Here is an 11,975-nt window from a genome sequence, read left to right on the forward strand (position 1 = left end):
AGGCTCTCAATGTCAGCAATTGCTTGGTGCCATTGGCGCACCTGCTGAGCCTGTTGTAACCAGGCTTTTGGGGTGCGCAGTCTTTCACACATTGAAGCGATCAGTCTCAGCGCTTCATCGTCAGGCAACTGTGTTGTCGCCACGGTCATCAGACAGCTGAATACGTTTTGCCCGAAGTGCTCGGTTCGCTGCAATCGATTCAGTACGCTGCGTGCTTGCTGCTCGCTGTCGATCAGCTGTAGCCACTCCGGAAACAAAACCAGCAGGGCCTGACAGCGATTCAGTAACTCGATATAGGCGAACGGGGTTTCTTCAGCCAGGGCGCGTTCGGTTTCCTTCCATACGCGTTCGGCGGTCAGATGGATCAGCTCATCGCTTGTGGATAACTGAATCATCAGTTCCACTGTTTCGTCAGCAATGCTAAAACCGAGGTGTGCATAACGGGCATAAAAACGCGCCACACGCAGTACACGTAATGGATCTTCCGCAAATGCCGGAGAGACGTGTCGCAGAATACGGTTATTCAGATCCTGCTGACCGTTGTAGGGGTCTATGATTTCGCCGTTGTCGGCTTGTGCCATTGCGTTGATGGTCAGGTCCCGGCGGACCAGATCTTCTGCGAGGCTGACATCGGGGGAGGCAAAGTACTGAAAGCCGGTATAGCCCTTGCCGGATTTACGCTCTGTGCGGGCCAGAGCATATTCCTCACCGGTTTTCGGGTGGATAAAGACCGGGAAGTCCTTACCCACTGGCTGAAATCCTTGTTCCAGCATTTCGTCCACAGTGGCACCGACAACCACCCAGTCCTTATCGTAGACTGGGTAATTGAGCAGCTGATCGCGGACGGCGCCGCCAACAAGGTAGATCTGCATCTTAGCGTTCACACCTGTCCGGATAATCGATGCGCCAGGACTCATAGCCGCCGTTTACGCTGTACACTTCATCAAATCCCTGGTGGGCCAGGAACTGGGCGGCAGACTGGCTGGAGATGCCGTGATAGCAGCAAACCAGCAGGGGCTTGTCCATATCGGCATCACGCAGGAAGTCCTGCAGATTGTCGTTGTTGACGTTGACCGCGCTTGGCATATGACCTGCGGCAAAGCTCTGCTCGTCGCGAATATCGGCTACGGTGGCGTCGTTGTCCAGCAGCTCCAGCGCTTGGGCTGTGGATATACAGCTGTATTGCTCCATGATCGGCTACCTGTGGAGTTGGGTTGTATCGTTATGTTTCTGACCGGCGCAGTACTGCGCAGTCACAGCTAAAGCGGGTGCGATCTTCGAGCCGCATTGCCGTTAGCTGATTGCCCCAGACACAGCCCGTGTCCAGCGCAAATACGTTGTCATGTTCTGCGTACCCTTCCAGTGCCGCCCAGTGGCCAAACAGGATCGGCAGGCTGGTGGCCTTGCGGGGTTGCGAAAACCAGGGCTTATAGCCTTCTGGTTGTGTATCAAGGCTACCCTTGGTTTTTAACTCCAGTGTGCCTTTTTTGTCGCAGAAGCGCATCCGGGTGAGGTAGTTGGTGATCACGCGTAGGCGATCCCAACCCTCCAGCTCTTTATGCCAGCGGTCAGGTTGGTTGCCGTACATGTTTTCAAAGAACAGCTCGGCATCATCGCCTCGCAGTACCTCTTCCACTTCTGCTGCGCGTTTGCGGGCATATTTTAGGGACCAGTCTGGCGGAATACCCGCGTGAGCCATGGCATAACCCAATGTTTCATCCACCACGAGTAAGGGGTGCTGCCGAAGCCAGTCCATCAGTTCATCACGATCCGGGGCGTCCAGAATCTCCTGCAGGGTGTCGCTGCGGCGCTGGTGAGTCTTACCGTAATGAACCGCAAGTAGGTGCAGGTCATGGTTGCCCAGTACAGCGATGACACGTGGACCCAGAGATTTCAGAAAGCGCAGGGTCTCCAAAGATTTTGGGCCGCGATTGACCAGATCGCCCGCAATCCAGAGCGAATCTTGCTCACTGAAGTTGATCTTCTCCAGTAGCTGCATGAGTTGATCATAGCAGCCCTGAATATCACCCAAGGCGTAGGTGGACATTACAAACGGGTCTCCTGACGGGGTTGGCTGGAGGCGAGATATTAGCAGATGGTGAACGGGACCTGCAGGCCCCGTTGCGAAAAGGTATAGAGCGGATCAGTGCAGGGCGTTCGGTGTAGCCAGTGTGAAAGGCTGTATCGGTGCGTTGAACACGTTGCCATCATCACTGCGCATTTCGTAGTGACCCTGCATGCTACCAACACTGGTCGCCAGCACTGTGCCGCTGGTGTAGCTGTAGCTTGCTTCCGGTGCGATGATCGGCTGTTCGCCGACAACACCTTCACCTTCAACCTCCTGGGAGTGCTCATTGCCATCAATGATCAGCCAGCGGCGGCTCAACAGCTGAACCGGCTGGTCCAGTTTGTTGGTGATGGTGATGTGATAGGAGAACACATAGCGCTTGCTGTCAGGATCTGACTGCTCGGCGAGGTAGTTGGTTTCTACCTGGATATTGATGTTCTCTTCCGGATTCTGGATCTGCATAGACTGTGACTAACCGTTCTGATTCTTTTGTTCGTAGAGGTAATCGGCGACCCGAACGAATTGTTCCAGTGTGATACGCTCAGGGCGTTCGCCTGGATTGATCTCCAGTGCCTCCAGGGTCTCTGCGCTAACTAATCCTTTCAGATTGTTGCGCAGTGTCTTGCGTCGCATGGTGAAGGCTGTACGCACTACATTCTGCAAGATTTCGACGTTTTTCGCCTCGTAAGGCAGTGTCTCATAAGGTGTCAGGCGAATGATAGCGGAATCAACTTTTGGCGCCGGATCAAACGCACCCGGTGGAACGACAAACAATGGTTCCACCTGGCAGTAGTACTGGGTCATGATGCCCAGTCGGCCGTAGTTGTTTTCGCCAGGGCCTGCTGCCATGCGATCTACCACCTCTTTCTGCAGCATAAAGTGCATATCCTGAATCACACCTGCGTGGCTTAGCAGGTGGAAGATCAGCTGGGTAGAGATGTTGTAGGGCAGGTTGCCCACGACGCGTAGGGGGCGTTCGTCTTCTTGCAGTGAGGCGAAGTCAAACTTCATCGCATCCGTTTCGAAGATGCGGAATTGATCGCCATATCGGAAGAACTTGGTACGTAGGATCGGCGGCAGGTCGCGGTCCAGCTCGATCGCGTCCAGTGCGCCAGCCTCGGCAAGCAGCTCTTCCGTCAGTGCCCCCAATCCTGGTCCAATCTCTACCAGATGGTCTGACTCGTGAGGCGCAATCGAACGGATGATACGGCGGATGATGCCGTGATCATGCAGGAAGTTTTGCCCGAAGCGCTTGCGGGCTTTATGCATTGCAGGTTTTTTGCTCATGGAAATCAGTTGGTAGATTGACGGTGTGCTGCCATCTCAGCAGCGTAGTCGATGGCGGTCAACAGACTGCCGCTATCGGCCTGTCCGGTACCGGCCAGGTCCAGTGCAGTGCCGTGGTCCACGGAAGTCCGGATAATTGGCATGCCCAGTGTAACATTAACAGCGCGCCCGAAGCCCTTGTATTTGAGGACAGGAAGTCCCTGATCATGGTACATCGCCAGGGCGGCATCTGCTGTTGCCAGATATTTTTCGGTAAACAGTGTATCGGCAGGCAGAGGGCCGGTCAGGTTCATGCCACGCTCACGCAGGGTGTCCAATGTCGGTTCGATCACATTGATCTCTTCCATCCCCAGGTGTCCGCCTTCACCGGCATGTGGGTTTAGGCCAGTAACTAGGATATGTGGATCACTTAAGCCGAATGATGTCTTAAGATCCTGGTGCAGTACTTCAATCACTTCCGTCAGCAGTTCAGGGGTGATCGCATCAGATATATCCCGTAGCGGCAGGTGGGTGGTGACCAGTGCTACACGCAAACCTTCGGTGGCAAGCATCATCACCACTTTTGAGGTGTGCGTGAGCTCCTCCAGGAATTCGGTGTGGCCGCTAAACGGAATACCGGCATCGTTGATGATGCCTTTGTGTACCGGTGCAGTTACCAGGCCGTGAAATGTACCATCCAGGCATCCTTCAGCAGCAATGCGTAGTGTTTCCAGTACGTATTGGCTGTTCGCGCTGTTGAGTTCTCCTGTAACTGAAGGTGTATTCAGGGTGACAGGATAGACTGTAAGCGTACCTGCTGGGGTTGATTTTGCGGGTTGCTTAGCGTCAAAGCGGCGAATTGTCAGCGGTAACTGGAGCTGTTTTGCGCGCTGTTCCAGAAGGTTCGGATCCGCGATAACAACCAGCTCATGTGGGTGGCCTTGCTGGGCGATCTGAATACAGAGATCAGGGCCAATGCCCGCAGGTTCCCCTGCGGTCACGGCCAGTCGGAGGGTGGTCAATTGTCTGAACCCTTACTCTTTAATTTCGATGTAAGCCTGGGAGTGCAACTCGCGCAGCCAGTTTTCAAGCTCTTCGTTGAAGCGGCGTTTGCGAATGGAGTTGCGGGCCTGGTTTTCAATGACCTTTTCTCCAACATCCTGAGTGCGGCGATCTTCTACCTGCAAAATGTGCCAGCCGAACTGGGTACGGAATGGCTCAGACAGTTCGCCAATTGGAGTTGCATTCATGGTCTGCTCGAACTCCGGTACCATTTGACCATCCTGGGTCCAGCCCAGGCTGCCGCCTTCGGAGCCGCTGCCCGGATCATCACTGTATTCGCGCGCTAACTGGGCAAAGTCCTCGCCCTGACGTAGACGTTCTGCCAGCTCATAGATCTTCAGGCGGCTCTGTTCCGCATTTCGAATCTCGGTTGGCTTCAGCAGAATGTGGCGAACCTTGGTTTGCTCAATCAGAACCGTTTCACCACCACGCTTGTCGTTTACCTTCAGGATATGAAAGCCACCAGGTGTGCGGATCGGCTGGGTGATGGCACCAATCGACTGGTTTTTTAGCGCGTTGCTTAGCTGAACGGGTAGTTCATTGATCTTTCGCCAGCCCAGCTCGCCACCCTTCAGGGCGTTAGGCGCATTGGAGAAACTGATTGCCACCTGGGCAAAGTCGGCACCGGCTTTCAGGTCCTCATGGAGTTTTGCTGCTTTTTGCTGAGCGTCCTGAATCATGGCCGGAGTTGCCTGGGTTGGCACGGCCAGCAGAATATTACTCAGGTTGAACTCTGCGTGCGAGTTGGCTTTGCCTTCTTCAGACTCGAGGTAATTGCGCAGGTCCTGTTCGGTTATACGAATACGGCTGTTCACTACGCTACGTTGTACTTGTGTGATAAGTAGTTCGCGACGGATCTGCTCGCGGAAAGTATCAAAGTCCTGACCTTCTGCGATCACCGCTTCACGGAACTGGTCCAGAGTCAGCTTGTTCTGGCGGGCGATGTTTTCCAGCGCCATTGCAAGTTGTCGGTCGGATACACGAATACCACGCTGTTCAGCTAATTGAAGTTGCAGGCTATCGAGGATAAGGCGCTCCAGTACTTGTTTGCGCAGGATGTTGTACTGCGGCATCTGGGTGCTTCGCTGCTGAAGCTGTTCACGCACCAGGCTGATCCGGGTGTTCAGTTCACTCTGCAAAACGATGCCATCGTTAACAATCGCAACGACGCGGTCCAGAGGGATCTCCTGTGCTGAAACAGACAATGAGAGTAGGGTGCCTGCCAGGGTGGCTGCGGCCCGTTTGCCGAGCTTAAAAATCATCTTGCTCATCTCGTTCTTCAAAACCAGTGATATCTTCCAGGAAGCCTACGCTGCTGCTATTGATCGAACCCAGTCCTTTCAGGATAAAGCGCAGGTAGATCCCGTCATCGAATTCGTTATTGTTGGTTGTCAGGTAACGTCGACCGTACAACTGTAGTTTCCAGCAACAGCTTTCGTATTCAACCCCGAGCGTTGTTTCCAGATCTTGTTGTGCTTCCAGATCATGCTGCCAGCGACCAATCGCAGTGAAGCGCTGAGACAGAGGCCAAATAAAGTGGAAATCGGTCTGATCACGCACATCTTCTTCAAAGCGGTAGCTGAAATACAGACGTTGGTTATTATTGGCCTTGTATTTTAGACGAATGTTAGTCTCTTCAGCGTTAAGGTCGTCGTAGGCTAACACATTGTCTAATGTGATGCGCATTTGAGGGCTGTAGTTCCATGTCGCTTGGGTCGCAATATTGGATTGATTGGCAGTATCTGCGGTTCCACCACTCAGCGTGACATCACGGTCGTCAAAATAAAATGCCTGGCCCACGCTAAAGTTGAAGGACTCGTAACCTGTGTCGTCTAGGAATCGCGTGGTTACACCCAATGAGAGTTGCTGTGCATCACCGATGCGGTCGCGGCCACTGAAACGGTTATAGCGGAACAGGGACAGGTAATCGAAGTCGAGTTGCGTCGTATCGAAGTTAGGTGCATCACTCTGGTCTTTGTCAGGAACATATAAAGCGAACAAGCGAGGCTCGAGGGTTTGAATGCCACCATACTCGCGTTTACGTTCAAAGATCAGGCTGCTGTCGATACTGGCGACAGGGATGCTGTAAGTTGGTGAGTTATCAAGTCCGGAAACTTGGTCTTGCAACTCGTATTGAGTATTCCAGAGACGCAAGCTGGGTGTTATGTAGCCGTAGCTGCGGCTGAAGCGTTCGCTTAATGTTGGTGTGAGATGCACACGGCTGCCAGTAGTTACTGCGTTGCCGGTGAGGCCAGTTGTGTCTCGATCAAAGTAAACGTATTCAGTCAGGTAATCAAGCTGAGTGTTATTCCACTCATGTTGTCCTGCAAGTTGCAACTGTGGAAGTCGGCGATAAGGTGCAGTACCAGAGACCAGAGTTTGATAACTGTGCAAACGAATCAACGCATTCCAGTTATTAGAATGATACGTAACCTCTCCGCGACGGTCTAGGTTAGACTGGCGCTGTACTTCCAGGTTGGTTGTCAGGTCCTCAAAATAGTTTTCATCGCTGACAGCCGTATAATCAATGTACGAACGCCATCTGGCAGCATATGTACCTTGTTGTCTCGCGTTCAACAACCAACGATCATCATTTGCTAGCTCATCATCGGGCAAATAGGATAAGCCCAGAACGGTTTTATTGCGGTTGCTTAGATATCGGAACTCATTTTCTAACATGACTCCGCGTTCACTAATCCAGCGAGGCGTCAGCGTATCATCGTAATTTGGCGCCAAATTAAAGTAGTAAGGTACTGCTAGATCTACACCATCTGACTCGGTGTAACCAATATTTGGATACAAAAATCCGCTCTTACGACGATCATCAATTGGAAAAGTTAATGTTGGTGCGTAGAAAATGGGTACCGACCCTACCTTCAACCTTGCGTGGGTCGCGGTGCCAAAACCGGACTCCTGATCGAGCTCGATTTCGCTGGCACTAAGTTTCCAGTCCTCATTTCCTGGCGGGCAGAAGGTATAGTCACCATCAATCAATGTGATTAAGGTTTCCGAATTACGCTGAATCTCGGCGGCTTGGCCGCGCATGTGGTCCTGGTGAGATACAAACCGTGCGTTCTTGAACTTGCCCCGCTGGGTTTCAAGATTGACCTCAGCTTCCGTGGCTACCACTAGCATGCCAGGTTCGCGATAAACCACATCGTCTTTGAAATAGGCTTCCCGTTTTTCCTGATCCACATCTGCAGTTTCGGCAGAGAGTCGCCGTGATCCTTGGCGTAGGTTTACACCATCGCGCAGTTTGGTAAAGCCGCCCAGCTCGGACTGAGATTTACCCGCATCCAGATAAACTGGGGCATTGGGATCGTTTTCGTCACCTTGAGGTTGAAAGGTAGGTTCCAGGTACATGCCCTGGCAAACCTGATTCTGGCGATGAACCTTTACCCAATCCAGTGTCTTATAGCTGGGTAGTTCTTTGGCGCTGGTCGCCACAGGGCCTTTGACTTCTTCGGTGCGTGAGCTGGTGGTAGTTGTCAGGCCGACGGTTGGCGCCGGTTTTCGAGCACAATCCCAGCTGCCGCTGGCACTTGCTTTACAGTCCCAGATCTCGCCGGATGCATTGGCGAAACTCTGCTGCGGATAAGCAATAGAAGCTACAGCAAGCGCAACAAAGTAAGATAAGGGTTTGATTGAGGGCATATCAACGTGTTCCTTGTGGCTGAATACCGGGCCGCCCGGTTTCTCGCCGACCCCCTGTCGCGTAAGATACGTCAGGCCGTGAATAATAAACATTCGAGCAAATATGTTCTAGAGGATCAGACAGAATGGATCCACGTTTAAGTGAATTGAAGAGCTGGTCGGTAAAGCAATTGGACCAGTTGGGTAATAACCTCACTAACAAATGGCGCTGTGACGTTGTAGCGGGCGATGCCAGTTTTAGACGCTATTTTCGTATTGTGGACGATGAGAGCAGCTGGATTATCGTGGACGCTCCGCCTGAAAAAGAGGATAGCGTGCCGTTTGTTGCCGTTGCTAGGCAGTGGCAGAGCTATGGGGTGAGTGTGCCCGAAGTACTGGCGGAAGATCTGGAACTGGGTTTTATGTTGCTGGAAGATTTTGGCGATGAGCAGTTTCTGCCACGGTTGAATCCAGACAGCGCCGATACGCTCTATCGCAGGGCCTGTGATGAACTGATTAAAATTCAGCGCTGTGAACAACAAGCTGAGCGAGTCTTTCCTCCCTACGACAAAGCCCTGCTGCAGCGGGAAGTAAATCTGTTCCGGGACTGGTTTCTCGGCGAGCTGCTCGTTTTGACAATGGATGATGAGCAGAAAACTCAGCTCGACAACTTGTTTGCTGACCTGATCGAATCCGCCCTTCAGCAGCCCCAAGTGTGTGTGCATCGGGACTTCCATTCCCGCAACCTGATGTTATGTGACGATGGCCGCGTAGGTGTTATCGATTTTCAGGATGCCGTGTGGGGACCGGTTACCTATGATCTGGTGTCTTTGCTGCGTGACTGCTACATCGCCTGGCCGGATACCGATATCGACCGCTGGTTGCAAAGATACTGGCAGTCGCTTGAAGTTGAACGTCCTGAGCTGATCAACGGTACTGACGTTGAACAGTTCCGTATCTGGTTCGACCTGATGGGGATGCAGCGTCATCTGAAAGCAGTGGGTATCTTCGCACGTCTCAAGATTCGTGACGGTAAAGAGGGTTACCTGCAGGACATCCCACGTACCTTAAGCTACCTGATCAATGTGGGTGCGCGTTATCCACAGTTTTCTTCAGTCGTGGCTTGGTTGCGCAGCGATGTTGTACCCGCTATGCGAGCGTCCGGTATCTTCAATGACGATGCGATGCAGAGGTGGTTGACCTGATGCGTGCGATGATTCTGGCTGCCGGGCTTGGAACGCGCATGCGTCCCCTGACACTTGATACACCAAAACCGCTGTTGAAAATTGCCGGCCGGCCAATGATTGAACATCACATCCTGCGCTTGCGTGAGGCTGGTATTACCGAACTTGTGATCAACCATGCCTGGTTGGGTGAGCAGATAGAAAACTATCTGGGGGATGGCAGCCGATTGGGTGTGTAGATCAATTACTCGGCGGAAACAGAACCGCTGGAAACGGCAGGCGGTATCGTCAAGGCGTTGCCGCTGTTGGCACCTGATCAGGAGACTCCGTTCCTGGTGCTGAACGGCGATATCTACTGCGATTATCCTTTCGAACAATTACCTGAACAACTTTCCGAAAATAAAATGGCTCACCTGCTACTTGTCGAGAATCCCGAACACAATCCGGATGGGGACTTTGTGCTGCAAGGGCGGGAGATTGTGACAGAAGCGACAGATAGTAGTGCTAGTCAACTCACCTTCAGTGGCATCAGCGTTTTGTCTCCGCGATTGTTTACGGGAATCCTGCCAGGTGAGAAAGTCCCTCTGGCGCCGTTGTTGCGTCAGGCAATTGCCGATGGTCAGGTGACTGGAGAACGTTATTCCGGTTACTGGGTGGATGTGGGCACTCCACAGCGTTTGGCTGAAGTGGATAAAGTAGTGAGGACTCAACATGGCTTTTGATCCGGAAACGGCGGGTCGCAATCTGGCCGAATCACTTAAACGTTACCGCACAGGCATCCTACTGGGCTGTGTGGTGGGTCTGTTTACAGGTGGTCCTGCCGGTCTGATTATGGGCGGTTTGTTTGGTTACTTTGGAAGCCGCTTCCTGACCGGCGCCGTCAAGGCATTTCACCCCCAACAAGCTTTGTTTCGTGCCACCTTCACGGTGATGGGTAAAGTCGCCAAAGCAGACGGACGCGTGAGCGAGAACGAGATCGCCTTTGCTTCCGCCCTGATGAATCAGATGCGCCTGGCGGGTGAAAAACGCCAAGAAGCAATTGACTACTTCAACGCTGGTAAAGACCCGGAATGTGATATTGGCGAAGTGCTTAAACCGCTGGCTGTATTCCTGCGTAACCGTGCCAATATCCGGATCTTCTTTGTTGAAGTCCAGCTGCAGGCTGCGCTGGCCGATGGAGAGGTCAGTCGTGCTGAGCTTGAGGTGATTCAGCAAGTATGTGCGCACCTGCAGATGACTGAGCAGGAAGTTGAGATGCTGGTGGCCCGGATGCGGGCGCAGCAGTCTTTCCATCAGCAGGGGCAGCATGGATTCAGTGGTGTGCAGAGCGCACAGATGCTGGATGCGGCCTATAAGGTCCTGGGCGTTGAATCCAGCGCCAGCGATTCCGAAGTGAAAAAAGCGTATCGTCGCTTAATGAGTCAGCATCACCCGGATAAGCTGGTTGCCAAAGGGCTGCCGGAAGAGATGGTGCAGATGGCAAAAGAGAAATCCCAGGAGATTCAGGCGGCCTACGAACAGATCCGTCGTGCACGTAAGGTAACCTGACTGAAATCTTTTTGAACCGACCTCTTTCGATCAGATCGGATTAGGTCGGTTGGGAACGGTGCGGCCCGGGCCTTGTTCCGTTTTAGGGCCGTTCTGCACTGTTTCTTCTTCCACTTCAGTATCCTGCAGTGGTTCCAGAATGTGGCGGCGAATAAGGCCGTCCACCTGCTGGCTTAACCAGCGTTCCTGTTTTTCCCAATCCGCGTAACGGGGGCTGAGACGCCGCTGCATATAGTGGCCGAGTTTATTACGGCGAGCCCAGCGTAGGCGCTGTTTGGGGGCTGCTTCAAACACACTGGTGGCTGCAGGCTGTCCCTGGTAGATATCCACAATGGGCACGTTTAGCTCAGGAATCAGGTTCGCCAGCACCGGTGCGACCTCTGCGGTTGGATCTGCCGGATCGATAATGATCAGTCCCAGTGAATCGATATTGTCCTGCTGATCCTTCACAAACTGGCTGGCCCAGACAGCACCACTGCCAACACCAATGACAATGATCCGTTCAGCACCTCTTTGTGTCAGAGCTTGTAGCGCATTACCTGCGAGAAGTTGGATACGTTCTGCATAGGGACGTGTTGGTGTTTGATCTGTTTCAACCGTTGGTGACGGTGGCTCGGGTACAGACTCTGTGGCTATCGGAGGCGTTTCTGAGGCTGTTTCGGGTGTCGTTTCCTCCGTTGCTTCGCCTTCTGTTCCGCCAGTGCCATTCTCTGATAACAGCTGTAGCACCGGCAGCGTACGTTTTGGTGGCTGCAGGGAGGGCGGTGTTGGCAGCTGTACCGAAAGGGTCTGCCAGCCGTGGTCACTCAGGTGCAGCCGAAGAGGGTGCGCATAATCAGGCCAGTCTGCATGGGTCCCTTCGCTGGGAAAAATGATGATGCCGCCCAATGCTTCCGGAATCGATTGCGGGTGATACAGGCCGATGGTCCGATCTTCACTGCTTTCCAGCCAGATGATCTCCGTCTCCGGACTGTTGCCTTTGACCAGCTCCTGTAGTCGGCTCAGATCCGGTGAAGGTTCGGTACGTGGCGGGATAACCAGAGGTTCGCCTGATGCCGCCGGTGTGGCTTCAGAGCCCGCTCCTGCTGTGGTGCCACCATCTGTCGGCGACGATTCGTCCTCCGCCTTTAACGGGGTGGCAAGAATCAGGCTTAACAGCATACAGGTCGGGAAAATTGATCGGCTCATGGGCTTGATTATCAACAAGCTACATC

Annotated in this window: 11 protein-coding genes and 1 pseudogene; 3 read left to right on the top strand and 9 right to left on the bottom strand. The window is 53.2% G+C overall.

From position 1 onward, the window contains the following. From ACEQ15_RS09075 to ACEQ15_RS09110, 8 genes are all read right to left on the bottom strand, one after another. On the bottom strand, positions 1 to 872 hold an 872-nt coding region (locus ACEQ15_RS09075; protein WP_370278824.1), incomplete at its 3' end, for a hypothetical protein. Position 873: 1 nt separating this feature from the next. After that, complete coding sequence (glpE, locus tag ACEQ15_RS09080; RefSeq protein ID WP_370278825.1) at positions 874 to 1,191, bottom strand: thiosulfate sulfurtransferase GlpE; 318 nt, start codon at positions 1,189 to 1,191, stop codon at positions 874 to 876. 31 nt (positions 1,192 to 1,222) lie between these two features. Continuing rightward, positions 1,223 to 2,047, bottom strand: coding sequence for a symmetrical bis(5'-nucleosyl)-tetraphosphatase (locus tag ACEQ15_RS09085; protein WP_370278826.1), 825 nt, complete (start codon positions 2,045 to 2,047; stop codon positions 1,223 to 1,225). Positions 2,048 to 2,143: 96 nt separating this feature from the next. Further along, entirely contained in the window at positions 2,144 to 2,530 is a 387-nt protein-coding gene (gene apaG, locus ACEQ15_RS09090) for a Co2+/Mg2+ efflux protein ApaG (RefSeq protein ID WP_370278827.1), read from the bottom strand. A gap of 9 nt (positions 2,531 to 2,539) precedes the next feature. After that, on the bottom strand, positions 2,540 to 3,355 hold the full coding sequence (rsmA, locus tag ACEQ15_RS09095) for a 16S rRNA (adenine(1518)-N(6)/adenine(1519)-N(6))-dimethyltransferase RsmA (RefSeq protein ID WP_370278828.1): 816 nt from the start codon (positions 3,353 to 3,355) through the stop codon (positions 2,540 to 2,542). Positions 3,356 to 3,360: 5 nt separating this feature from the next. Further along, positions 3,361 to 4,356 (bottom strand): 4-hydroxythreonine-4-phosphate dehydrogenase PdxA, encoded by a 996-nt coding sequence (pdxA, locus tag ACEQ15_RS09100; RefSeq protein WP_370278829.1) that lies wholly within the window; start codon positions 4,354 to 4,356, stop codon positions 3,361 to 3,363. A gap of 12 nt (positions 4,357 to 4,368) precedes the next feature. After that, positions 4,369 to 5,667: a peptidylprolyl isomerase gene (locus tag ACEQ15_RS09105; RefSeq protein ID WP_370278830.1), complete on the bottom strand. Its 1,299-nt coding sequence runs from the start codon at positions 5,665 to 5,667 to the stop codon at positions 4,369 to 4,371. Then, positions 5,648 to 8,143, bottom strand: coding sequence for an LPS-assembly protein LptD (locus tag ACEQ15_RS09110; protein ID WP_370278831.1), 2,496 nt, complete (start codon positions 8,141 to 8,143; stop codon positions 5,648 to 5,650). The genes ACEQ15_RS09105 and ACEQ15_RS09110 overlap by 20 nt, the downstream gene beginning before the upstream one ends. Before the next feature lie 32 nt (positions 8,144 to 8,175). Here ACEQ15_RS09110 and ACEQ15_RS09115 point away from each other — a divergent pair, with 32 nt between their 5' ends. From ACEQ15_RS09115 to djlA, 3 genes and pseudogenes are all read left to right on the top strand, one after another. Continuing rightward, complete coding sequence (locus tag ACEQ15_RS09115; protein ID WP_370278832.1) at positions 8,176 to 9,234, top strand: aminoglycoside phosphotransferase family protein; 1,059 nt, start codon at positions 8,176 to 8,178, stop codon at positions 9,232 to 9,234. A gap of 8 nt (positions 9,235 to 9,242) precedes the next feature. Continuing rightward, positions 9,243 to 9,935, top strand: a pseudogene (gene murU / locus ACEQ15_RS09120) (N-acetylmuramate alpha-1-phosphate uridylyltransferase MurU). Then, entirely contained in the window at positions 9,925 to 10,761 is an 837-nt protein-coding gene (djlA, locus tag ACEQ15_RS09125) for a co-chaperone DjlA (RefSeq protein ID WP_370278833.1), read from the top strand. The pseudogene murU and the gene djlA overlap by 11 nt, the downstream one beginning before the upstream one ends. A gap of 30 nt (positions 10,762 to 10,791) precedes the next feature. Here the strand turns inward: djlA and ACEQ15_RS09130 are convergent, their stop codons facing one another. Next, positions 10,792 to 11,949: a DUF3530 family protein gene (locus tag ACEQ15_RS09130; protein WP_370278834.1), complete on the bottom strand. Its 1,158-nt coding sequence runs from the start codon at positions 11,947 to 11,949 to the stop codon at positions 10,792 to 10,794. Positions 11,950 to 11,975 lie beyond the last annotated feature (26 nt).

Source organism: Pontibacterium sp. (assembly GCF_964228735.1).
In the GTDB taxonomy this organism is placed as follows: Bacteria; Pseudomonadota; Gammaproteobacteria; order Pseudomonadales; family Balneatricaceae; genus Pontibacterium.

Coding starts and splice junctions, on each gene's coding strand:
- djlA (WP_370278833.1), top strand. CDS start 9,925: ATGGCTTTTGATCCGGAAACGGCGGGTCGCAATCTGGCCGAATCACTT.
- ACEQ15_RS09115 (WP_370278832.1), top strand. CDS start 8,176: ATGGATCCACGTTTAAGTGAATTGAAGAGCTGGTCGGTAAAGCAATTG.
- ACEQ15_RS09130 (WP_370278834.1), bottom strand. CDS start 11,949: ATGAGCCGATCAATTTTCCCGACCTGTATGCTGTTAAGCCTGATTCTT.
- ACEQ15_RS09105 (WP_370278830.1), bottom strand. CDS start 5,667: ATGAGCAAGATGATTTTTAAGCTCGGCAAACGGGCCGCAGCCACCCTG.
- ACEQ15_RS09085 (WP_370278826.1), bottom strand. CDS start 2,047: ATGTCCACCTACGCCTTGGGTGATATTCAGGGCTGCTATGATCAACTC.
- rsmA (WP_370278828.1), bottom strand. CDS start 3,355: ATGAGCAAAAAACCTGCAATGCATAAAGCCCGCAAGCGCTTCGGGCAA.
- apaG (WP_370278827.1), bottom strand. CDS start 2,530: ATGCAGATCCAGAATCCGGAAGAGAACATCAATATCCAGGTAGAAACC.
- glpE (WP_370278825.1), bottom strand. CDS start 1,191: ATGGAGCAATACAGCTGTATATCCACAGCCCAAGCGCTGGAGCTGCTG.
- ACEQ15_RS09110 (WP_370278831.1), bottom strand. CDS start 8,143: ATGTTTATTATTCACGGCCTGACGTATCTTACGCGACAGGGGGTCGGC.